The sequence below is a fragment of the Microvirga lotononidis genome (assembly GCF_034627025.1).
GTDB classification, from domain to species: Bacteria; Pseudomonadota; Alphaproteobacteria; order Rhizobiales; family Beijerinckiaceae; genus Microvirga; species Microvirga lotononidis.
The window spans coordinates 2,102,964-2,125,534 of the sequence record NZ_CP141048.1; the positions used below are offsets into that span (position 1 = coordinate 2,102,964).

At 65.7% G+C, this 22,571-nt stretch carries 21 protein-coding genes; 6 read left to right on the plus strand and 15 right to left on the minus strand.

Annotation, left to right across the window (positions count from 1 at the left end):
* The 4 genes from U0023_RS09990 to U0023_RS10005 form a co-directional block, all read right to left on the minus strand.
* A complete protein-coding gene (locus tag U0023_RS09990; RefSeq protein WP_009493383.1) occupies positions 1–840 on the minus strand; it encodes a DUF1206 domain-containing protein in 840 nt (279 codons plus the stop codon).
* A 54-nt stretch (positions 841–894) separates the two neighbouring features.
* The gene (locus tag U0023_RS09995) at positions 895–1,998 is read right to left on the minus strand and encodes an AI-2E family transporter (protein ID WP_009493381.1); all 1,104 of its coding nucleotides are present in this window, start codon (positions 1,996–1,998) and stop codon (positions 895–897) included.
* A gap of 41 nt (positions 1,999–2,039) precedes the next feature.
* Positions 2,040–2,831: a YoaK family protein gene (locus tag U0023_RS10000; protein ID WP_009493379.1), complete on the minus strand. Its 792-nt coding sequence runs from the start codon at positions 2,829–2,831 to the stop codon at positions 2,040–2,042.
* A gap of 93 nt (positions 2,832–2,924) precedes the next feature.
* Positions 2,925–5,180 (minus strand): glycoside hydrolase family 3 N-terminal domain-containing protein, encoded by a 2,256-nt coding sequence (locus U0023_RS10005; RefSeq protein ID WP_009493377.1) that lies wholly within the window; start codon positions 5,178–5,180, stop codon positions 2,925–2,927.
* A gap of 134 nt (positions 5,181–5,314) precedes the next feature.
* Here U0023_RS10005 and U0023_RS10010 point away from each other — a divergent pair, with 134 nt between their 5' ends.
* Positions 5,315–6,835, plus strand: coding sequence for a response regulator (locus U0023_RS10010; protein ID WP_009493376.1), 1,521 nt, complete (start codon positions 5,315–5,317; stop codon positions 6,833–6,835).
* Position 6,836: 1 nt separating this feature from the next.
* Here the strand turns inward: U0023_RS10010 and U0023_RS10015 are convergent, their stop codons facing one another.
* Together U0023_RS10015 and U0023_RS10020 are read right to left on the minus strand one after the other, a co-directional pair.
* Positions 6,837–7,538: a gamma-glutamyl-gamma-aminobutyrate hydrolase family protein gene (locus U0023_RS10015; RefSeq protein ID WP_009493374.1), complete on the minus strand. Its 702-nt coding sequence runs from the start codon at positions 7,536–7,538 to the stop codon at positions 6,837–6,839.
* Complete coding sequence (locus tag U0023_RS10020) at positions 7,535–8,512, minus strand: amidoligase family protein (RefSeq protein ID WP_009493372.1); 978 nt, start codon at positions 8,510–8,512, stop codon at positions 7,535–7,537. The genes U0023_RS10015 and U0023_RS10020 overlap by 4 nt, the downstream gene beginning before the upstream one ends.
* Before the next feature lie 143 nt (positions 8,513–8,655).
* Here U0023_RS10020 and U0023_RS10025 point away from each other — a divergent pair, with 143 nt between their 5' ends.
* The gene (locus U0023_RS10025) at positions 8,656–10,077 is read left to right on the plus strand and encodes an MATE family efflux transporter (RefSeq protein WP_009493370.1); all 1,422 of its coding nucleotides are present in this window, start codon (positions 8,656–8,658) and stop codon (positions 10,075–10,077) included.
* On the opposite strand, the gene ispH is transcribed toward U0023_RS10025, so the two are convergent.
* The 9 genes from ispH to crtI form a co-directional block, all read right to left on the minus strand.
* Positions 10,056–11,024 carry a 4-hydroxy-3-methylbut-2-enyl diphosphate reductase gene (gene ispH / locus U0023_RS10030; RefSeq protein ID WP_009493368.1) on the minus strand — a complete coding sequence of 323 codons (969 nt, stop codon included), beginning with the start codon at positions 11,022–11,024 and terminating at the stop codon, positions 10,056–10,058. The two genes, U0023_RS10025 and ispH, sit on opposite strands and share 22 nt — an antisense overlap.
* The gene (locus U0023_RS10035) at positions 11,021–12,307 is read right to left on the minus strand and encodes a hydroxysqualene dehydroxylase (protein ID WP_009493366.1); all 1,287 of its coding nucleotides are present in this window, start codon (positions 12,305–12,307) and stop codon (positions 11,021–11,023) included. Before U0023_RS10035 ends, ispH begins: the two co-directional genes overlap by 4 nt.
* On the minus strand, positions 12,304–13,962 hold the full coding sequence (locus U0023_RS10040; protein ID WP_009493364.1) for a squalene/phytoene synthase family protein: 1,659 nt from the start codon (positions 13,960–13,962) through the stop codon (positions 12,304–12,306). Before U0023_RS10040 ends, U0023_RS10035 begins: the two co-directional genes overlap by 4 nt.
* Positions 13,959–15,071: a glycosyltransferase gene (locus tag U0023_RS10045; protein ID WP_009493362.1), complete on the minus strand. Its 1,113-nt coding sequence runs from the start codon at positions 15,069–15,071 to the stop codon at positions 13,959–13,961. Before U0023_RS10045 ends, U0023_RS10040 begins: the two co-directional genes overlap by 4 nt.
* Positions 15,068–15,808 carry a lysophospholipid acyltransferase family protein gene (locus tag U0023_RS10050; protein WP_052600721.1) on the minus strand — a complete coding sequence of 247 codons (741 nt, stop codon included), beginning with the start codon at positions 15,806–15,808 and terminating at the stop codon, positions 15,068–15,070. Before U0023_RS10050 ends, U0023_RS10045 begins: the two co-directional genes overlap by 4 nt.
* Before the next feature lie 95 nt (positions 15,809–15,903).
* Complete coding sequence (locus U0023_RS10055) at positions 15,904–17,439, minus strand: phytoene desaturase family protein (RefSeq protein ID WP_009493358.1); 1,536 nt, start codon at positions 17,437–17,439, stop codon at positions 15,904–15,906.
* Positions 17,440–17,520: 81 nt separating this feature from the next.
* Positions 17,521–18,615: an SAM-dependent methyltransferase gene (locus U0023_RS10060; protein WP_009493356.1), complete on the minus strand. Its 1,095-nt coding sequence runs from the start codon at positions 18,613–18,615 to the stop codon at positions 17,521–17,523.
* An 8-nt stretch (positions 18,616–18,623) separates the two neighbouring features.
* Positions 18,624–19,028, minus strand: coding sequence for a DUF2141 domain-containing protein (locus tag U0023_RS10065; RefSeq protein WP_052600675.1), 405 nt, complete (start codon positions 19,026–19,028; stop codon positions 18,624–18,626).
* An 11-nt stretch (positions 19,029–19,039) separates the two neighbouring features.
* A complete protein-coding gene (gene crtI / locus U0023_RS10070; RefSeq protein WP_407667394.1) occupies positions 19,040–20,590 on the minus strand; it encodes a phytoene desaturase family protein in 1,551 nt (516 codons plus the stop codon).
* A gap of 288 nt (positions 20,591–20,878) precedes the next feature.
* Here crtI and U0023_RS10075 point away from each other — a divergent pair, with 288 nt between their 5' ends.
* From U0023_RS10075 to U0023_RS10090, 4 genes are all read left to right on the plus strand, one after another.
* The gene (locus U0023_RS10075) at positions 20,879–21,298 is read left to right on the plus strand and encodes a septal ring lytic transglycosylase RlpA family protein (RefSeq protein ID WP_009493350.1); all 420 of its coding nucleotides are present in this window, start codon (positions 20,879–20,881) and stop codon (positions 21,296–21,298) included.
* 148 nt (positions 21,299–21,446) lie between these two features.
* The gene (locus tag U0023_RS10080) at positions 21,447–21,713 is read left to right on the plus strand and encodes a hypothetical protein (RefSeq protein WP_040639277.1); all 267 of its coding nucleotides are present in this window, start codon (positions 21,447–21,449) and stop codon (positions 21,711–21,713) included.
* Between the two features lie 69 nt (positions 21,714–21,782).
* Entirely contained in the window at positions 21,783–22,088 is a 306-nt protein-coding gene (locus U0023_RS10085) for a hypothetical protein (RefSeq protein WP_009493346.1), read from the plus strand.
* A gap of 54 nt (positions 22,089–22,142) precedes the next feature.
* A complete protein-coding gene (locus tag U0023_RS10090; protein ID WP_009493344.1) occupies positions 22,143–22,454 on the plus strand; it encodes a polyhydroxyalkanoic acid system family protein in 312 nt (103 codons plus the stop codon).
* Positions 22,455–22,571 lie beyond the last annotated feature (117 nt).

Genomic DNA, 22,571 nt, shown 5'->3' on the forward strand with positions numbered 1-22,571 from the left:
TTATCGCGCCACCCGCGCGACGGCCGCCTTCGCGTCGTCGAGATCGGGCGCGTCGATGTGGCGGTAGCGGGCCTGGACGAGCCCGAAGAGGCCGAAGGCGAAGAGGCCCAGGGCCGTCAGGGCCAGGAGCACCCAGCCATAAGGTTGCCGCTGCAGGGCCTGCAGCGCGCCGCCCAGCCCATGGACGTCCGAGGACGAGGCGTGGAGGGCCGCCAGGACCAGGAAGCCGCCGATCATCAGGAACACGACGCCGCGGGCGGCAAAGCCCATGCGGCCGATCGTGATGAACCAGTCACGCTTGTCGCCAGGCAGCGAGAGGCGTTCCGCCACTTTCCCCTGCCAGGCTTTCCAGAGGAAGGCGAGGCCCGCTCCCGCCACGGCAAGACCCACGAGGCCGACCAGCCATTGGCCGAAGGGCTGGTTCATGAGCCACGCGGTCCAGTCCTGGGCCGCCTTGTCCTCGCCGCCGCCCGAACCGCGTCCGAGGGCGAGATTGAGCGCCGAGACGGCAAGTCCCGCATAGATGATGCCGCTGATCAGATGGGCTCCCCTGACGCCCCATCCCTTCGCGTCGGAACCGCGATGATCGGCATCGGTCAGCGCCTCCAGCACCCGCCAAGCGCAAAAGCCGAAGAGGCCCATGGCGATCAGGATCAGCCAGAGCTTGCCGAATGGCTGCGTGAGCAAGGTCTGCAGGGCGCTGCGGCTGCCTCCCGTCTGTCCGCCCGAGCCGATGGCGGCGAGAAGGGCAAGGCCCCCGACCAGTCCATAGACCACCCCCCGCGCTCCATAGCCGAAACGGGCCAGGGCCTCGACGGGGTTGGGACTGATCCGGGACATGACGAGCGGCTCCTTTGTGTCAGAGGTGAACCGCCCAGCCTTCGTCAATGTTCCTCAAGGCACTTGGTCAGGAACGGGCCTGCTCTGCTGGCGCCAGATCGTCAGGAGGGCGGCCATGAGGACGGGGCCGACGAAGAGCCCGATCAGGCCGAAGGTTTCCAGGCCGCCGAGAATGCCGAAAAGGGTCCACAGGAAGGGAATATGAGCCGCTCCGCCGATCAGGGCCGGCTGAACGAGATTGTCGCCGATCAGCATCACGGCGGCGCCCCATCCCACGACGCCCGCGGCCGCGAGAAGGGAGCCACCGCCGAGAACCAGCACGATCGCGGCGGCCACGAAGGCGAACCAGGCTCCCATCGGCAGCATGGCGAAGGCGGCGGTCAGGAATGCGAACAGCACGGCATGCGGCACGCCCGCGGCCACGAAGCCGATCCCGATCAGGACGGCTTCGCCCACGGCCACGAGGATCGTCCCGTTCACCGTTCCGCGCACGGCCGATGCCATGGTCTCCGCCAGGCGCTCGCCCGGTGCGCCGAACCAGCGGTCGATGGCGGCGAGCACGTGCTGCCCGATCTCGCGGCCGTGGCGCAGGAGGATGAACAGGACCAGGAAGGTCAGGAAGGTATGGAGAACGCGCGTCGCCAGTGCACCGCCGAGGGTCCTCGACCACTCGGTCAGCGTCTCGCTGTCGATGCCGCTCAGGAGCTGGCCGGCGGATTCCGGCCGCCCCAGATGCGCCTGCCACCATGTATCCAAGTGCTGTCCGAAGAGCGGCAGGCGATGGACCCAGTCCGGCACAGGCATGCCGTTCTGCTGCAGCCGCGCCAGCCATTCCATGACGAACTGGCTTTCCCGGCCGATCTCGGTCAGGACGAGGGCGACCGGCACGAGAAGGAGCACGGCGAGCCCGATCGTCATCAGCAGGGGGGCGATGAGGCGCGAGCCTCCCAGGCGGGCCTGGAACCGGCGATGAAGCGGCCAGACGCTGATGGCGATGATTGCCGCCCAGCCGATCGTGGTGAGATAGGAGCCGATCATCCAGAGAGCGAGCCCGACGAGCGCCGCCGCACCGATGAGGCGCGTGACCCGCCGGGCGCGGGCATCGGGAGCATCGCCGTCGAACGGCTGGGAAAAAGGAGCCGCGGCTTTCTCTTGCATGGAAGGAATCTAGGTTTCTTCCGCCTCAAGCCAATGGCGCGTCAGCGCTTCGTCATCCGGCGGGCCAGGGTCGCGGCATCCTCCGCGAGCGGCGGCCCCGCCAGCAGGAGCAACAGGAGAGCGAAAGGCAGCGCGAACAGGAAGCCGATATGGCTGAACCCGATGGCGCCGATGACGCCCCCGATGAAGAACGAGGTGAGCAGCAGGACGAGCAGGCGCAACTTCTCGCGATCGGCCATGATCCGATCCGGATTGTGGGCATTCCGGTTCCAGTAGAGGAGCTTGCCGAGCTCGATGCCGATATCCGTGACGATGCCGGTCACATGGGTGGTGCGCATGCGCGCGCCGGAGATCTTCGTGACGGTGGCGTTCTGCAGGCCCATGATGAAGCAGAGCAGGGGAATCGCGACCGCGACGAAAACCGGCGACGGATGGGCGAGCCAGCCCAGGATCCCGAACCCGAGAAGCAGGAAGGATTCGACCATCAGCGGCATCGCGTAGCGGCTGCCCAGGTGATGCCGCCGGCCCCAGTTGATCAGCATGGCCGAGCAGGCCGCACCCATGACGAAGGGCACTAAGCCCAGGAGCCCCAGGCTCGCCAGCCCGAGCGAGCCGAGAGCGAGATTGTCGGCCATGGATGAGAAGATGCCCGACATATGCGACGTGTATTGGCCGACGGCGAGGAAGCCGCCGGCATTGATGGCTCCGGCCACGAAGGTGAGAGACATTCCCAGCAGGGTATCCGTCACGTTCGTCCGCTCGAAAGCCGCGATGGTCTTCACCGCCCGCATGGTGAAGTCGCGCGTTTCCGGCTTTGTCGACTGGGCGCTCATGGCCGCCAGCTTAGCGCATCATGCGGAAAAGGGGATCCGGTTTTCCGCATCCACGATGCGCCGAGCGGTCAGGAAACGAATCGTCTCCGTCCTTTACTGCGCAACGCCGGTCGAGGCGGAGGCACGTCGCTCCATGGGTGGGATGCGGAAGGTCTTGAGGATCTCGGCCTCGCCGACCTGATCCGCGAGCGACGAGCCGCCGACGAAGACCTGGATGGCGCCGGCCTCGACCAGATAGGTGCCGTCATCGAGATGGAAGCCGAGGGACTCGACGGGTACGCGCAGGGTCACGCGCTTCGTTTCGCCGGACTTGAGGGCGATCTTCTCGAAGGCCTTCAGCTCGCGTAAGGGGCGGCTGCGGCTGGCCACCGGGTCGCGGGTGTAGAGCTGCACGACCTCCTGGCCGTCCCGCGCCCCCGTGTTCTTCACATCGAGGGAAACCTCCAGAACCTGCCCCTCGTCGAGCTGCCGGCTCGCGATCCTCGCGTCGGAATAGGCGAAGTGCGTGTAGCTCAGGCCCCAGCCGAAGGGGTAGAGCGGCGCGATGCTCTCATCGATGTAGTGCAGGGTGAAGCGGTTGTTGGCCAGGGTGGGGCGCCCCGTGGGAAGCCGGTTGTAATAGAGCGGCAGCTGTCCCGTGGCGCGCGGCCAGGTGAGTGGAAGCTTGCCGCTCGGGCTCACGTCGCCGAACAGCACGTCGGCCACCGCGGGTCCTGCCTCCGTCCCAGGATACCAGGCCATCAGGATCGACGGGATTCGATCCGCCACCGGCCCCAGAACCTGAGGACGCCCGCCCATGATGACGAGAGCGACGGGCTTGCCGGTCTTGGCGAGTTCCTCCAGCACCTCGATCTGCTTGCCGTTGAGTTCCATGTTGGCCCGGGAGGCGGCCTCGCCGGACAATTCCTGCGGCTCGCCGAAAACGGCGATCACGAAATCCGACTGCCTGGCAGCCTCGAGCGCCCCGGGCAGCGCGTCCGTGTTGCGGCAGAATAGGTCGCAGCCCGGAGCATGCCGGACCGCGATGCCTGCGCTCTGCGCGCGGCGGCGAATGCCTTCGAGGATCGTGACGCTGTCCTCCTTGTGGCCACGCGCCGCGTGAGGCCCCATCTGGTCCTGCGGCGCATCGGCGAGAGGTCCGACGACCGCTATGGAGCGAACCTTCGACGGGATCGGCAGCACATCGTCCCGGTTCTGCAGCAGCACGAAGGTTTCGCGGGCGACCTCGCGGGCAGCCTGGCGCGATTCCGGCGATGGGAATTCCGAATCAAGATGAGAGGAATCGACATCGGGACGATCGAACAGGCCCAGGCGGAACTTGGTGCGCAGAACGCGCCGCACGGATTCGTCGATCACGCTCTCCGGCACCCGGCCGGCGCGCACCTCGTCGGGAAGATGGTTGATGTAGAGCTGGCCCATCATGTCCATGTCGACACCGGCGAGGATCGCCTTGCGGGCGGCCTCCGCGCCGTCGGCCGCGATGCCGTGGTTGACGAGTTCGCCGATCCCGACCCAATCGGAGGTGACGAAGCCGTCGAAGCCCCATTGAGTGCGCAGCACATCCGTCAGCAGCCACGGATTCGCCGTCGAGGGCTCGCCGTTCAGGGCGTTGAACGCGGCCATGAAGCTCGCCGTGCCCGCTTCCACCGCGGCGCGGAACGGCGGCAGATAAGTGTCGTACATCTCCGCGCGCGGGATATAGGTCGTGTCGTAGTCACGCCCGCCCTGCGGAGCGCCGTAGCCTGCGAAATGCTTGGCCGCCGCCGCGAGACCGCCTTTGCGGAAGCCTTCCACGCGGGCCGCCGTGAGGGCGGCGCCGAGGGTGGGATCCTCGCCGAAACCTTCGACGATGCGGCCCCAGCGGCTGTCGCGCGACAGGTCGGCCATGGGTGCGAAGGTCCAGTTCACGCCGACATAGGACGCTTCCCGGGCGGCCCATTCGGAGGCGAGCCGGGAGACGCGTGGGCTGAAGGCCGCGGCCTCACCGAGAGGCAAAGGAAACTGGGTGCGGAACCCGTGCAGGACGTCGAGGCCGAAGAGCAGCGGAATCTTCAGGTGGCTTTCACGGACCAGCGCTTGAGCGCGCGCCACATCCTCGGCGCTGTTGAAGTTCAGAACGGCTCCGGCCTTCCCCTCGGAGATGTCCTCCCAGCGCAGCGGCGGGCCGTGGGAGACAAGATTCAGCTGGCCGACCTTCTCTTCGAGGGTCATGCGACCGAGAAGCTCGTTCACGCGGCGCTCGATGGCCTGTTCTTGGGATTCCTGGGCACCTGCCGTTGGGAGAAACGAGACCGTGAGGGCGAATGCAAGCACCAGTTGCGTCAAGCCAGGGACATCAGAAAGCCGCACAATTATCTCCTTTATGGAACAGTAACACTTAATCGCGAGGTCGCCCTCGCTTGCCGCCTGCTCGTGCTACACAAGATAGGTCTGCAAGTGGCGTCTGGGGTCCGTCAGGTCAAATCATATTTTAGAAAAGCCTTATGCATCTGCTGCCAGTCTCATTGAAGCTGTCTCTGCTGAGCCTGTCCGGCGCCTTGATCATGTCGGGCTTCGCGCTGGCGGCTGCGGCCTATGTCAGGAATTCGGCCCTCATTGCCGCGGCAGCGGGGCTTTTCCTCTTGATTGCCGCCGGAGCTCCCCTGCTGATCGGACGGCAGATCAAGCAGGCCTTCCGCCATAGAGATGACGGTGCGTCCGACGAGTTCACCGTGTTCGACGACGTGACGGCCGCTCCCTTCGAGCCGCCCGCCGAGACACTCCTGTCCTTTGCCGAGTTTTCCGCCTTCGAGGAAGCGCCGGCTCCTGAAGAAGACGACGCGCTGCGCCGCCTGCAGAAGGCGCAGGCCGTAGACCGGCTCCGGGACGGCATCGCTCACGATCTCAACAACCGGCTTATGGTGATCAGCGCCAATATCGATGCGGCGGCCCGCCAGCTGAAGGATCAGCCGATCCTGCAGCGCAAGCTGCTCTCCGCTCTCGTAGCCTCCGACCAGGCCGCCAAGCTCATCGCCCAATCGACGGCCTTCGCCCGGCAGGGCGAGGCCAAGGTGCAATATGTGAATATCGCAGAGCAGGTGAGTTCGGTGGCCGATCTCCTGAGCCATTCCCTGCTGCGCGACACGGTCGAGCTGCGCGTCTCCTTGGCGGAGGATCTCTGGTCCATCAAGGCCAACCCGGACGATATCCAGACCGCCATCGTGACCTTGAGCGCCCATGTCCGGGATGCTCTGCCCCAGGGTGGCACCATTACGCTCGAAGCCCGGAACGTGCAGGTCGAAAAAGGTTCGCTGCCGGATCTCACCCGCGAGGGCGACTTCGTGCAGCTCGCGATCCGCAGCGCCGGCCTCTCCGAGGAGGTGCGTCACGCTCCGGAGACCGATCTGGAGCAATCCTTCTCCGTGCGGGATCTCGACCTGTCCTCCTGGCTGTCCCTGCGCCAGAGCCTGCATTTCCTGCAGGATCTCGGCGGCGCATCGGAAGTGCGGCGGGACGGGGGAGAAACCTCGATCCTCCTCTACATCCCGCGGACCGATGCCGCGACCCTGTTGCCGTCGAACTCGTTGAACGAGGACGACACGCCGGATGAGAGCGTGCAGGGCCATACGGAAATCCTCGTCGTCGACGACGAGCTCGAAGTCGCGCTCGCGCTGCAATCGACCCTGGAAGAGTTCGGCTATGTCACCAGCATCGCGACCGATGCGGCGCAGGCGGTGAAATCCTTGAGCGTGCGCAGGCCCGCCCTCGTGCTGGCCGACGTTGCCATGCCCGGCAGCATGAATGGCGTCATGCTGGCGCGCGAAGTGCGGCAGGTCTTCCCGAGCCTGCCCGTGCTGCTGATCACCGGCAATCCCGATGTCGCCGGCGGAGACAGCGAGTTTCCGCTGCTTCAGAAGCCCATCGTCAGCCGCGACCTGCATGTGGCGATCCAGCGGCACCTGAACGTGCACAGCGACAACAAGGTCATTCCGCTGTTCCCGCGCACGTCGCGACGGGCGCGCTGAGTCACAGGGCGAGCGCCGTCGCGGAGAGCGGAACCGTAGCCTCGCGCGCGGCGTCTGTCAGGGCTGCGAACAATCGCTGCTGCGGCTTCTTCCAGACCAGGAGCTCCGGATGCCATTGCACGCCGAGCAGGAACGGCGCGCTGTCGCTCTCGATGGCCTGCACGATCCCGCTCTCGTCGCACGCGGCGATTCTCAATCCCCGACCGAGACGGTCGACCGACTGGTGATGCAGGGCGTTCACCTGACAGGGATTGCAGCTCAGGATCCGGCCCAGCCGGGAGCCTCGCTCGATGGTCACGGTCTTGCGCGGCAGAACCGTGCGCATTTTCGGCGCCTGGACATAGACCTCATAGATGTCCGTGTGCAGCGTGCCGCCGAGCGCCACATTGATCATCTGCGATCCGCGGCAGATGCCGAGGATCGGCAGCCCTGCCGGGAGCGCCGCCTTCAGCAGGCCGAGCTCCAGCTTGTCGCGCTCAGGGTCGATGCGCACGTCCGGCAGGACCTGCCCGCCGTAGATCTCCGCGCCGATATCGTCGCCGCCGCCGATCACCAGTCCTTGCAGCGGCTCCGTCGGCAGCGGATGGCCGGGCATCAGGCGCACGGCGCGCGCGCCCGCACGGTAGAGCGCCAGCCGGTGCATGAGGTAGCTGCGCCATCCGCCACGTCTCGACGTGGTGACGCCGATCAGGGGGCTCGTCATGACCTTACGATCTGCTCCACCACATTGGCCCAGCTCTTGTCCTCGCCTTCGAACGACAGGTAGGCGGCACCCACCGCATCCAGCTTCTCGCGGTCCGCGGCGAGCCGCTCGACGCAGACCCAGCGGTTCCAATCCGGCGCGATGCTCCAGCCGGGATCGCTCACCCGGGCATCGGGCAGGCGGTAATGGAAGGTGGGGCGGCCGTTGATCTTCTCGTTCGGCAGGACGGCACGGACCCGGGTCGCGTCGAAGTCGTGCAGGAGCGGCAGAAGATCGAGATCCCGGTTTCGTGTCGCATTGTAGGCGAGGTAGTCGTCGATGAAGCCGGGCATGTCCGGCCAGTAATACGGATCGCCGATCCGGCGGACATATTCGGCCGGGAAAGGATCGGCAAAGCCCAGGAGATTGCGCGTGGCGTCCGGCGAAGCCTCGCGCCGGAGCCACGGATTAAGCAGAGCGAAGCTCTTCATGAAGGCCGTGAGGGTCGCTACATCCCGACGCGGGATCTCCGGGTTGAAGTGCAGGCCGAAGGCATAAAAGGGTCCATCCTGCGTGCCCTTGGCGCCGACCCCGCGCAGGATCGCCAGGATACGATTGAGTTCCTGAAGCCGGTCGACCGGGATCGGTGCCGTGACCAGCTCGCAGGGAACGAGATAACGGGCCGCGAAGCCGAACAGGGCCGCGATCTTGGGCAGGACGCCCTTCTGCGTCCCGGCCTGCTTGCCCGGGTGCAGGATCCGGCTGTCGAGTTCGACGGTCAGGTCGCCGATGGCCGATTCCTTCAAGGCGAAGGCATGCGGATCCTCCTCGATGAGCCGGCCGCCCAGCGCCTCCTGCAAGGCCTGGACGGTCCTTTCGGCAGACGGACCCACGAACTCGATCTCAATCCCGACCGTGCGCATCTGCCCCTGCTCGTTGAGCAGGACCGGCGGCAGGGCAAAATCGATCTCGGTTGAAAGCGCCGGTTGCGCCATCGAGAACTCCGAAAAATAACACGGAAACGTGAGCAATGGGATGAACGGGCGCGCTTCCGCTCAGGTTCCTTGCCATTTGGGTGCTTCCTGGTCTCTCGGCAGGTGTGGCATTCCAGCTTCGGGTTGTATACAACCGCGCCATCATGATCTCGAGAGAATCGACCTTCGAGCGCGCCGCCTGGATGACGGAGCTGCGTGCGACCCTGGCCCTCGGCTGGCCCCTGGTTCTTGCAACGATTGCACAGAACGCCCTGATCACGTCCGACGTCATTCTGATGGGCTGGATGGGATCGGACGCCCTGGCGGCGGGTGCGCTCGGCACCAATCTCTACTTCGCCTTCCTGATCTTCGGGATCGGCCTCGTCAATGCGACCTCGCCGATGATCGCCGAGGAACTCGGCCGCAAGCGCCATTCCGTCCGCGAGGTGCGACGCACCGTGCGCCAGGGCTTCTGGGCCTCCGTCACCGTCGCCGTCCCGATTTGGCTCGTGGCCTGGAACGGAGAGGCGATCCTGCTCGCCATCGGACAGGCGCCCGTCCTCGCCCACAATGCGGGCCAATATATCCGCGCCCTGCAATGGAGCCTTCTGCCGTTCCTGCTCTTCTTGGTGCTGCGCTCGTTCCTGGCCGCCCTGGAGCGCCCCGGCTGGGCCCTGTTCATCGGCCTGCTCGCCATCCCGGTCAATTTCGGCGCGGCCTATGCGCTGATGTTCGGCGCCCTCGGCCTGCCGGCTCTTGGGCTCGTCGGGGCGGGTCTCGGCACGGTGATCTCGAGCGCCTTCATGTTCGTGGCGCTCGCCGTAGTGATCGTCCTCCATCCCCGGCTCAAGCGCTATCATATCTTCGGGCGCTTCTGGCGGCCCGACTGGCCGCGCTATCGCACCCTCTGGCAGATCGGCCTCCCGATTGGCCTGACGCTGATGTTCGAGGTCACGATCTTCAACGCGGCCGCCATGCTGATGGGCCGGATCGGCGAGAGCGAGCTGGCCGCCCATGCCATTGCCCTGCAGATCGCGTCCTTCTGCTTCTCCGTCCCGCTCGGCATCGGACAGGCCGTGACGGTGCGTGTGGGCCGCGCCTATGGCGCCCAGGATACGGCAGGCGTCACCCGAGCCGGCTGGACGTCGTTCGCGCTGGGCACCGGCTTCATGACCGTCACTGCATCGCTCATGCTGTTCGCTCCGCACCTGTTGCTCGGCGTCTTCCTCGACGTGGCCGATCCCAAGAACGCGCTCGTCATCGATCTGGCGCGCACCTTCCTGGTGGTGGCCGCCATCTTCCAGCTGGTGGACGGCGCGCAGGCGGTCGGGGCCGGAATGCTGCGCGGGTTGCAGGATACCCGCGTGCCGATGATCTACGCGGCGCTCGGCTATTGGGGCGTGGGCCTGCCGCTTGGCGCGACCCTGGCCTTCGGCACGTCGCTGCGGGGAGTCGGCATCTGGATCGGGCTGGCCAGCGGGCTCGCCGTCGTGGCCTGCCTGATGCTCTGGCGCTGGGTGCGCCGCGACAGGCTGGGGCTGGTCACGGCGACGCCGCGGGACGTTCAGGAGGCGTTCGCGAGCTGAGGAACGAGGTGCGAGAGATCCACGGGGGCGAACTGGGCGTCCTCGCGGGTGACGCGCACCTCCTCCACCGTGAGCCGCCGCCATTGCGCGAGCTGGGCCAGGGCCTCCTGCACCAAATCTTCGGGAGCGGAGGCGCCTGCGGTCAGGCCGATCACGGCGGCGCCGTCGATGAAGGAGAGCGTCAGGTCCTTCGGATCCTGCATGAGGAGCGCCTGGCGCCCCTCGTTGACGGCCACCTCGCACAGGCGGTTGGTGTTCGACGAGTTGCGCGCGCCGCATACGATGATCCGCTCCGCGCGCCTGGCGATCACGCGCACAGCCATCTGCCGGTTCTGCGTCGCATAGCAGATCGTCTTGATGTCGGGCCCCTGAACGGCCGGAAAGCGCTTCTTCAGGGCCGCGATGATCTCGCGGGTATCGTCGACGGAGAGCGTCGTCTGGGTGATGTAGGCGATGCGCTCCGGGTTCAGAACCCGAACGGTCAGCGCTTCCGCAACGCTTTCGATCACATGGACGGTACCGTCGATCTGCCCGGTGGTTCCCTCGATCTCCACATGGCCGCGATGGCCGATGACGATGACCTCGCGGCCGGCTTTGGAATGGCGCTGTCCTTCGAGATGGACGCGGCGCACGAGCGGGCAGGTGGCGTCGAGCACGGACAGGCCCCGGCTCGCCGCTTCCCGTTCCACTGCGCGCGAAACGCCGTGGGCGCTGAAGATGGCGACGGCCCCGTCCGGGATGTCCGCCAGATCCTCGACGAAGATCGCACCCTTGCGCTTCAGGTCTTCCACCACGCGGTCGTTATGCACGATCTCGTGGCGCACATAGACGGGTCTGCCCGTCCGGTCGAGGGCCTCCTCGACGGCCCGTATGGCGCGTTCGACTCCGGCACAGAAACTGCGCGGGGCGGCGAGCAGAACAGTCAGCGGGGAATGGTCCTGGATCATGCCGCATTCTCCGTCTTCAAGGGGCGGTCGCGCGGAGCGGTCTGGCGGCTGCAGCGGACATGCCGCAGCAGGGAGGCGGCGTGCTCGCCTGCCATCACGGCGCTCTCGATGGTGGCCGGAAGAGAGCCGATCCAGTCTCCGGCCAGGGCGAGGTTAGTCAGAGGCCGCAAGGGAGGCTGCGGGAGCTCCTCGGCAGCTTGGCGGATGGTCGCGCGTTTCTCCTTCACCACCCGGCTCTCGGGCTGACGACCGGTTTCCGCATCGAGCCCGAGACGGCGCAGGGCCGGCGCGATGTCGCTCCAGATTCTTGCAGCCACGTCGTCGACATGGTGGTCCATCACCGCATCGGCGGCCGAAACCGTGACGCTCACATGAGAGGGACGGACCAGGGCCCATTGCGCCAGCGTGCCGCTGAAACCGATGAAGCGCGGGCTCGCCAGGCCCTTCATGCGATAATGCACGTTGAGGATCGGCTCGAAAGAGGTCGGCACGGGCAGCGCGGGAAGAAGCCGCCCCACCTCGTAGGGCGGCAATGCGAGGATCACGCGGTCTTCGGGGCCGAGCATCACGGTGCGGTCCGGCAGCGCCAACCCGATGACGCGCTCCTGGCTGGTCAGAAGCCGGCGCAGGCGCTGCCCGGTGTGAACGGCAGCGCCTCTCGCTGTGAGGGTCGCAACAGCGGGCTCGATCAGGTCTTCGCTCAGGCCGTTGCGCGCCACGAGCAGGCGTCCGGCACCGGGCCGGATGAGCCGCCGCAAGGCGCAGGCGAGGCGCTGCGAGGAGGCCTGCGCGGGGGGCGTATTGAGCACAGCCACCGTCAGCGGCTCGATGAGGCTGTCCATGATCGGACGATCGCCGATGATGGACGCGACCGGACAATCCTTCGCGGTGAAGACGAGGCGCAGGATCCGCGCGAGATCGGGCAGGGTTAGGCCGTGCGGTCGCCGTGAGGGAAACAGCCACGACCAGGGCGAGAGTCCCACCCGTTGGATCTCGCCCGTTCGTCCATCGTAGAGCGGAAGCCCTTTGGGTTCCGGCTCGAACCAGCGGTCGCGGGCACCGATGACCTCGAGGAGATCGAGCGTACGTCCATTGGCCGTGAACAGCACATGGGTGCCGTTGTCATGGATGAAGCCGTCGGCAGGCTGCAGGGTCCGGCAGCGTCCGCCCGGCTGCGGCGCGGCCTCGTAGACGACGGCCGCGCCGCCATCGGCCGTGACGGCGAGCGCAGCGCTCAAGCCGGCGACCCCCGCTCCGACGATATGGGTGCGCCTGACCGTCATGCGGGCCTCATGGCGCGGGTGATGAGATGCAATCGATCGGCCGTGCTCAGGCGCAGCCTGCCCTGACGTCGGCCCCAGCCGCGCGCCTGCAGCCGGTCGAGCACGCGGCGGTAATTCTCCATCATCAGGATCGCGGGTTTCAGCGCCCGGCGATCGAGCCGCATGAGGGCTGTATCCGCTGCGGCAAAGCCGGCGCGGGCCTCTTCGGCGAGACTTTCGCAGACACGGGCGAAGCGTGGATCTGCCACGAGAGTGGCGGCGGGAGCATCGCTCAAACCGAGCTGCGCAAGCCGCGAAAGAGGAACGTAGACCCGCTCGTGGGCCGCGTCCTCGTCGACGTCGCGCAGGATGTTCACGAGTTGCAGAGTGCGTCCGAGATTGAGGGCGAAGTCGTGAGCGGACGGAGCGCCGAAGATGCGGATCGAGAGCGCTCCGACGGATCCCGCGACACGGCGGCCATAGAGCCCGAGCTCATAGTCGCTGGCAAGGCGCACGCGATCAGCACTGTCGGTCTCCATGCCGTCGAGCAGGGCGTGGCATTCCTCCAGGGGCAGCTTGAACAGGGTCGAGGCGCGGGCGAGCTCGCGTCCGATCGGCGTTTCCGGTGCACGGTGCAGCCGGTCGAGCTCGCGCCGCCATTCGCGCAGGAAGCCCCGTTTCTCGGAAGCAGGCGCGGCGCCGTCGGCAATATCGTCCACCGCGCGACAGAAGGCATAGACGGCATGAATGGCGCGGCGGCGCTCGGGAGAGAGACTCTGCATGCCGAGGCGAAAGGACGAGCCCGAACGCCGCACGGCCGCGGCGGTCACGCGATGGTCGCGAGGAGAGGGCCTCCGGATCGTTCCGGGAAGACCGCACAGGAAGGCGACGCAGGCATCCGGCCTGCTCACCTGCACCCGCTCCAGAACCGGATCGGCTTGCCGCAGACGGCGGCTCAGGCGCCGGGCGAGGGCGATGGTCGCAAGGCTCTGTGCCCGCAGGCGCGCATTCTGCAGATGCTCGGGCAGGGATTGCGCTTGGTCGATCAGCGCGTCGACCCGGTCGAGCATGGCGTCGAAAACAGCGCGGCGGAGCGCCGTGCGTGAAGGATCGAAGAATGCCGCCTCGGAGCCCGCCGCCAGCATCCACCGGATCGGGATGTAGATGCGGCCCATCTGCTCGCGATCCTTGCCGCAATCCTGCAGGTGATTGAGGATCTGCAACGCCGTGCAAAGGGCATCCACCGGCCCAAAGGCGGAGCTGCGCTCCCCGTGAAGCGTCAGCAGGAAGCGGCCGACCGGGTTGGCGGAATAGCGGCAATAATCGATCAGCTCCGCCCAATCGTTGTAGCGGGCCTTGACTACGTCCTGACGGAAAGCGCGCAGCAGATCGCGGGCCGGGTCTCGTCCGGCCTTGCGCTGTCCGTCGACTTCGTGAAGGCGCGCGGCCCGTGGAATCGTCGGATCGCCAGCTAAGAGCGCCTGTTCGAGAGCATCGAGGCGCGCCAGCTTCTCGGCCGCTCCGAGATCGGGTGCGTCGGCGATGTCGTCCGCCATTCGGGCGAAAGCGTAGAAGGCGAGAACGGCATCCCGGTGCTGGCGCGAGAGCACCAGGGAGGCGACCGGAAAGTTCTCGTCGCTCGGTCGCTTCGTCGTTCCTGAAAGGTCCACGCTCATGGCTTTTCCTCCAGCGGATAAAGCCTTCCTTTCCATCCCGCGAGGCGCGCCTCGCCGATCCGCAGGAGCACGCTCCACTGGATCGCAAGGCCGACCAGGATGGTGAGGGGATGAAGAGGGATCGACCAAGGGTTTTCCCGCGTCGCGAAGGTCACGAGACTGCGTGCGCCGAGGGAAAGAAGGGCCGCCCAGGCGAACAGGATGCTGGGCGCAAACGGCAGGAGCAGGAATGGCAGCACATGGCCGCCGAAAAGAAGAACGGTCCAGACCGGCAATGCCACCGGTGTCGCCATGCCCTCGTGGGCATTCTTGGCAAAGCCCACCCAGGCCTCGTCGAACCTCGCATACATGCGGCAGGTGGCGAGGCGCTCACCAGGGACGAGATCCGTCATCAGGCCCTTGCGTCGGAAGAGCCGGGCCAGCTGGATGCCGTCATGGATGCGCGCTCGGATCGCCGCGTGTCCGCCGCTCGCCCGATAGGCCTCGCGCTCGACAAGCATGAGCTGGCCGCAGGCTGCTCCCAGTCCCGGATCGCGGGAGAGGCGCATGAAGCCGATGGGAAGATAGCCGAGTAGGAGCAGGTTGATCGTCGGCACCGTCAGCAATTCGCCGGGCGTGATCATGATCTGGCGCGGCACGGCACTGACGAGGCCGGCATCGGTCGCCTGCGCATGGCCTGCGAGCGAAGCCGCAGCATGAGGGGAAAGACGCACATCCGCATCCACGAAGAGAAAATGCGTGCCCCGTGCGGCCTCGGAGAGATGGTGGCAGGCATGGACCTTGCCGGTCCAGCCCTCATCGAGAGCCGGAGCCGCAAGGAGGCGCACGCGGCTGTCGCGGGCCGCATAGGCGCGGACGATATCGGCGGTCGCATCCGTCGACCCATCGTCCATGACCAGGACTTCGACCGGGACGCCCATGCTGCCGAGCGCCGCTTCGACAGCGGGGCCTATATTCGCCGCCTCGTTGCGCGCCGGGATGAGGATGGAAACGAGCATGTCTCCCTGCGGCGCCTGGGGCGGCGTCGCGCGCAGGATGCCCAGGTTCATGAGCGCGAGAACGAACGGGATCGCGGCCAGTGCAAGCAGGACGAGACCGAGCGCCGTCATGATGGCCGTCCCTCATGAGACGGATCGAAGGCGCGCCCGCGCAGGGCCGCCGCCAAGCGCCGCCATCCGTCGTAGAGGCCGCCAATCCCGGCGCGGCCTTCGAGCACGGCCCGGAATCGGGCCGGGTCTCGGCTCCGCACGTCGGCGCTCAAGCGATCGAGCGTCGTCGTCAGCTCACCTTCAAGGCGCTTCAGCCGGTCCGAGCGTGCGAGGTTGAGAAGATCCTGTCCGCGCATCGGTGGCCCGAACGCGATGAAGGCTTCTGCTCCGCGCTCCAGCCAGAAGCCGTACTCGATGGCGAGCGGAAGGACGGTACATCCGGGCGCACGCTCGAGGAGATATGCCACGCCGGGCTTGAGGCCGAGGGGCCGCTCGCGCACGTCGCCGAAGCGTCCCTGCGCGGTGATCCAGAGCGCGCGATGGGGAACGGAAAGAATCTCCGATCCGGCCTTGAGGAAATCGGCCGCACCGCGGGGACTTTCGAGATCAACGCCGAAGGCGCCGATGCGGCCGAAGATGCCGTATTGCCTCAGCATTGCGGCATCGATGGGTGCGTAGCTCTCGTAGGACGGAAGGAAGCGGTCCGCCGCCAGGACGTAGACGGCCGCGTCCCACCAGGCCGGGTGATTGGAATAGACGATGATCGGACCCTGCTGGGGAGCGGCGGGCATGCCCCATTGGGCGATCCGCAGGGCGTTCATGTGGCGTGTGAAATAGCGCCGGAAGGTCGAGACCATGAAGCGGTGAAGCAAGGCGGAGCGGCGCGCGATGGGAGAACCTCCCGCGCGACCGGATGAAGAGCGCTCCGTCCCTGCCTTGCCCGTTTCCTGCCTCAAGACACGTTCCGTAGATTCTCGACCTTGCCATCCGCATCGAGCGCGTCGGCGGCGATCCAGCCCGACATCATGACCATCGGCATGCCCGGGCCGGGATGGGCTGCCCCGCCAGCCAGGTAAAGGCCACGCACTTGCCGGCTGCGGTTGCCCGGCTTGAACGCCCCCATGAACTTGCCATGGCTCGCCAGACCGTAGATGGCGCCGTTGAGCACTTTGTAGCGGTCATGAATATCCTGCGGCGTCAGGTGGTGTTCGACCACGATGCGCTCCTCGAGATCGCTCATGCCGGCCGTGCGTTTCAGCTTGTCGATGATCACCTGCCGATAGGCGGGAAACATCTGCGACCAGTCATGGTGGGGGCGAAGATAGGGTGTATGGACGAGCACATACAAAGCCTCGCCGCCTTCCGGGGCAACGCTTGGATCGGTGGCGGAAGGGGCCGCGAGATAGCAGGTCGGGTCGGGCGCGGGCTCACCGCGCCGATAGATGAAGTCGAACTCCTCCTCCGGATCGCGCGAGAACACGAAATCGTGATGGAGGATATGGTCGTAGCGCTTGTTCAGGCCGAGATAGAGAACCACGCCCGAGCAGGCAGGCTCGAAGTCCTTGCGGGCGTAGTGCTCGCCCACCTCGCCGCCGACGAGTTCGCGATAGGTGCGGATCGAATCCATGTTGGAGATGACGTTGTCGTAAGGAACGACATCGCCGCTCGCGAGGACGATGCCCGTCACCGCCCCGTTCTCGATCTTGAGTGAAGACACCTCGCTGTCGGTCTTGAACGTGGCGCCGAGTTCGGTCGCCAGTTTCGCCAGGGCCTCCGCGACCGCACGGGTGCCGCCCATGGGATACCACACGCCGTCCGCCGCCTGCATGTGGGCGATGGCGCAGAGCACGGCGGGCGAGCCATAGGGCGACGAGCCGACATATTGCGTGAAGTGATCGAGCATCTGCGCCAAGCGTTCGTCCTTCACCTTGGATCGGATGGTGCCTGCAACGGACGAACCCATGCGCAGAGACAAAACATCCCGCAAGGTTGCGGGATTCATGTTGGCGCGGATGTTGATGGTGTCGAAGAGATCCTCCACCGGCTTCCAGAAGAAGAACCGGTTCGAGATGTCGTGAAGATGTGCGGAGATTTCCTGGAAGCGCCTGTATCCCTCGCCGGCATTCTTTCCGGGCGCAAAGCGATCCATGGTCTCGGCCATGGCGTCGATGTTTTCCTGCAGGTCGATCTGGGTGCCGTCGTCGAAGAAGCAGCGCCATTGCGGATCGAGCCGCACGAGGTCGAGATAGTCGGAGAGATTGCGGCCGGCCTCTGCGAAGATGCGCTCCAGAACCCGCGGCACCGTCAGTATCGTCGGCCCCATGTCGAAGCGAAAGCCGTCACCATGCAGGACCGCCGCCTTGCCGCCGATCCAGGGGTTCTTGTCATAGAGGGTGACCTTGTGCCCGCGGGCCGCTGCGACGCAGGCGGCCGCCAATCCGCCCAATCCTCCGCCGATGACCGCAACCGAAGTGCCTTGAGCGTTCACGCATTCCTCCCGCGAGGCACGAGCCTGTCCGTCATTCGCCCATGTCCAATCGTGATGGTTCTAGGAAGCCCATGGGCCAGTTCAAGACGGATCACGAAGGATTGGGCGGCGGGCGCAGATCATGCGGAGCGAGTGCCGGCCGGGCGCGCGGATCACCGGACCGAACCCGGCGGCGGCCAGGAGGGGCATCAGGTGGTGCACGGCGCGCGTATTGCCGCCCCAGAGCAGGTTCTTCAGCCGGTTGACGGCGGAGACCGTTCCGCCGCCTTCCTGGGCCAGGGCGGCCACGAGAAGCCATCCTCCCGGCCGCAACGCCCGGAAGATCCGCTCGATGGCCTCCCGGATGATTGCATCCGGCAGGAACATCTGCGGCAGGAAAGCGAGGTCGAAGGCCCGCTCGTCGACCAGGTCCTCCGCGCGCTGCCGGCGCATGACGACACGATCCTCCAGCCCGGCTTCCCGCACATGGCGTTCGCCGATCTCGGCCGGATGCGGCGCGGGCTCGAGGGCCACGGCCTTCAGATGAGGAAAATGCCTGCAGAGCACAATCGAAAGACCCGCGGCTCCCGCGCCCACGTCGAGAAGGGCCGCGCCGGGTTTCTCGAGGCGCGGGACGAGGCCCGGCAGGAATTTCAGTTTCGGCAGGGCCCGGGTAGTCCAGAGCCGGGTCAGGGTGCCCTGGGACTCGATGATGGCGTCGTCCGTATGGGTCCAGCCATCGAGGGACAGCCTGCGGTCGGCGAGGTTGCGCCGGAAGCTGTCGGCCTGAAGGAGAGGAGCCCGCAGCGACGCACGGAAGGTCGCCACGCCCTCGGGGGTCGTGAAAGGCATGAGGGCAGGGGCCGCCTGCACCCGGTCCTGCTCCCACACCACGAACCTGTGGCTGGCGAGCACGTCGATCAGCGTCCGGACAAGCGCTGGCGACAGCGAGGCGGCGTCCGCCAGCGTGTCGATCGTCGCCGGCTTGTCGAGATGGGCGAGAAGACCTGTCTCGGCGCAGGCCGAGAGGGCGCTCGCCGACCAGATGGCCGTGTCGGCCTCTTCGAGCACCTTCAGCACGTCGCCCGTTCGCTGGAACGACGGAGCGGCCGGACCGTGCCAGGACGGCAGGCCGATGGAGCCGAGGCCTATGCGGTCTCCCCCGTGGGACAGAAGAGCATAGGCGCGCCACAGCATGGGGACCTCTATCGGATCGGGATTACGACGGTCGTCGCAGGCTCCCTGACGACGATGCGGGCGGCGTCGAAATTCGGAGGTCCGCGGCGGCCCACATCGTTCGAGAACCCGTAGGGTTCGCTCGGAAGGCCGATGAGGTTGCGGTCGAGCTTGCCGTTGCCGTTCACGTCATGAAAAACCGCAATGGCATAGGCGCCCGGCTTCACGTTCCTGATGCGCAGCTCCACGGTTGCTGCCGTGGCTTGGCCGCGGTCCTTGTAGGGGCAGGTGGACTCCTCGAAGCTGGTGTCGCAGACCCCGGCATAGACCATGTTCCCGTCCGGCTGAACGCCCTGTGCGCGGATCGTCAGCGTTGCCGCGTGGGCGGATGAGACGGAAAGGAGAAGAAAAGCGGTCAGTCCAGCGCGTCTCATCCGGTACCCCATCATAGAGCGGCTTCGCCAAGCGGTGCGACGGCGGGTTTCGCTTCGTGGTCGCCCGCGCGTCGACGCTCGCGATCCTCCAGCAGCAGCCGCGTCGTGATGCGCGCTCCTTCATAAATCACGGGAAGCCCGCTGCCGGGGTGCGTGCCGCCGCCGACGAGATACACGTTGCGGCCGAAGCGGTTGTGCGGACGGAAATAGAGCATCTGCGTCAGGTTGTGGGCGAGGTTGAAGGTGGCGCCCTCGAACACGGAGAACTCGCTCTCCCAACCGCGTGGCGTGACCACGCGCTCGTAACGGATGCGGCTTTCGATGTCGGTCAATCCGAGCACCTTCAGCCGATCGAGCGCAAGCCCGCGATAACGCGGCGCCTCGCGCGCCCAATCGATCCCGCAGCGCAGGTTCGGCACGGGCACGAGCACGTAAAGGCTGGTGTGGCCGTCAGGAGCCATCGTCGCATCGGTCGCGCCGGCGTGCTGCACGTAAATAGACGGTTCTTCGGGCAGGATGCCGTTCGTGATCTCGTGAATATTGCGTTCATAGTCCCGCGACAGCAGGATCGTGTGGTGGGCGAGATTGCCGACATCGCCTTCGATGCCGAGATAGAGCATGAAAGTGGAGCAGGAGATCTTCGCGCGATCGAGCTTCCTGTCCGTCCAGCGCGGGCGCATGTCTTCCGGCACGAGGTGACGCATGGCGTGACCGAAATCGCCGTTGATCACCACGGAACCCGCCGCGAAGCGCTCGCCGCCCGCCTCCAAGCCGACGGCCTCGCCGTTCTCGTAAACGATGCACTCGACGGGCGTGTTGAGGCGGATGTCGACACCCATCTTGCGTGCGACTTTCGCCATGGCTTCCGAAACCGCGCCGCAGCCGCCCATGGGATGGAAGACGCCGTGCTCGTATTCGAGGAACGACAGAATGGTGAAGAGGCTCGGGCACTGGAACGGCGACATGCCGAGATATTTAGTCTGGAACGAAAAGGCGAGGCGCACGCGCGGATCGGCGAAGTAGCGCTTGAGATCGCTGTCGACGCTGGAAAAAGGTCTCAGCTTCGGCAAAGCGGCCAGCATCGCCGGCGAGAAGAGATCGGCCGGGCTCGAAAAGGCTTGTTCCAGCACTGGGCGGAAGGCTTCGAGCTTGTCGCGGTTATCGTCGAGAAAACGGCGCACGTTGCGTGCATCGGCGGGGGCCAGACGGGCGATTTCCTGTTCGAGTCGGTTAAGATCGTAAGTGGCCCGAATGGAGCCGCCGCCCTCGAAGATCACATGATACTGCGGGTCGAGGCGCTTGAGTTCGACATGGTCTTCCAGCCGCTCCCCGCAGGCCTCGAAGATGTCCCGCAGGACGCGGGGATACAGGAAGAAGGTCGGGCCGATATCGAACTTGTAGCCGCCGGGCGCATGGACGGTCCGGGTGCGGCCGCCGACGGCAGGTTCCCGTTCGAACACCGTGACGGGGACGCCCTCGCGCGCCAGCAGCATGGCGGAAGCCAATCCTCCGGGCCCCGCCCCAACGACGGCGACCTGCGGTGATCGGGCGGATTCGCGCATGAGCCGGCAGCCCTGACTAGCGTGGAACATTGGCTACCTGAACTAGACCGGCCACGGCCTTCGACCAGAGGCGATGATTCAAAATTGCGGGAAGGGCAAAATTCAACCTGTAATATCGTAGCGTTTAATCAGGCTATCTAGGAGGAACGCTGAAAATGTCCAGGCTATATCTCGGTATAGTTTCACATCTCTGAAGAGTGAGTGAACGTATAAAAAATCCGATCGCCTTATTCTTGCCTTCTTAAGGCTCAGTTTCACTTCCAATCGAAACGGAAGCGGAGACTGTCGTTGAAGAACATCCTCACCCGGGCATCTGCAATTGTGCCTATTCTTCTCGTAGCAGCCTGCAATACAACCGCCTCGAACGACCCACACATCACAGGATCCATCTCGCAAGCCAATATCGACGCCGGTCCCGCCATTCAGCGCGGTACCGCCTCCTGGTACGGCCCAGGGTTTCATGGCCGCAAAACCGCCAGCGGCGAGCGCTTCAATTCCTCCGACATGACGGCCGCCCATCGCTCCCTGCCGTTCGGAACGAAGCTCAAGGTCGTAAACGAGTCCAATGGCCGCTCCGTCGTCGTCCGGGTGAACGACCGCGGTCCCTTCGCCCATCGTCGGATCATCGATCTCGCAAAAGGGCCCGCCCAGGCGCTTGGCTTGACCTCCGAGGGCACGGCCTACGTGTCGCTCCATCTCCTCGATTAGGCGCTTCTTAATTCCTTCCGGCGATTCTGGCCCCGATTCGGGACCAAGGGTTGCTTACATGGAATCGAGATCGTCTCAGCCGACGAATGTCATACGCTTTCCGGGCGCACGCTCGTCGGCGAATCCGCACCGCGATCAACGAAGCCTGATGGATGCGGTCTATGCCGCGGGCTCGTTGCCGATTGCGGCGGACGATCGCGCCACCAAGGTCATGGCGACTCGACTCACGATTTTCGGCTTCGTCACGATCGACGAGGTTCAGGCCGACGGTACTGTGCGCCGTCTCCGGCCTTCCGAGGCGTTCCATGCGTCGACGGCATACCCATGGCGCGTATCGAAGCCGTCGGGCCGCTATCGGCTTGCCGACGATTGGCCCGAATCGGATCGCGAGTTGTTCGCTGCCCTGCAAGCCTGAAGGCCTCGCCTTTTCCATTCCCTGAACTATTTTCCTGCGCCAGCCGATGGCGCTTGTCAGGGGATGCCGATGCATCTGGTTCAGATTCTGCTGCCGCTCGCCGACAACAAAGGCCGCCGCCTCGACGGGGCGGCCTATGCACGGGTCCGCAAGGAATTGTCAGAGCGGTTCGGCGGAATTACGAGCTTCACGCGCGCGCCCGCCGAAGGCGTCTGGAAGGAGGGCGGCCATACGTCCCACGACGACATCGTCGTGTTCGAGGTGATGGCCCGCGAGCTCGATCACGCCTGGTGGGAGCGCTATCGCGCCGACCTGGAGCGGCGGTTCGAGCAGGAGACCATCGTGATGCGGGCGATCAAGGTGGAAATGCTGTAACGAGGGAACCCGACCCGCACTGCTTCGCTTGTCGTTGAAAAGTGGAGCATTCCCATGGCCAAGCCCCTCGTAGTTTCGATTCCCCATAATCTCGGCCAAGCCGAAGCGATGCGGCGGCTTCACGGCGGCATGTCGGGTCTGAAGTCGCAGTTCGGCGACAAGGTCGCGTCGATCGATGAGACCTGGGACGGCAACCGCATGGATTTTCGCGTCGGCGCCATGGGACAGAATGTGAGCGGCCATCTGGAAGTCATGCAGGATCAGGTGCGTGTCGAAGTGCAGCTGCCGTGGATCCTCGCGATGGTTGCAGAGAAGGCCAAGACCTTCATCCAAAAGCAAGGCACTTTGCTGCTCGAGAAGAAATGAGTCTGGCTATATTCCATGAATAGACGTTCATAAAGGTGAACGCGGAGGGAACCAAAACGCCCCATCTGCGTTCTACAATCGATTGCGACCACGACCCAACGCTGGTGCGCTTCACTT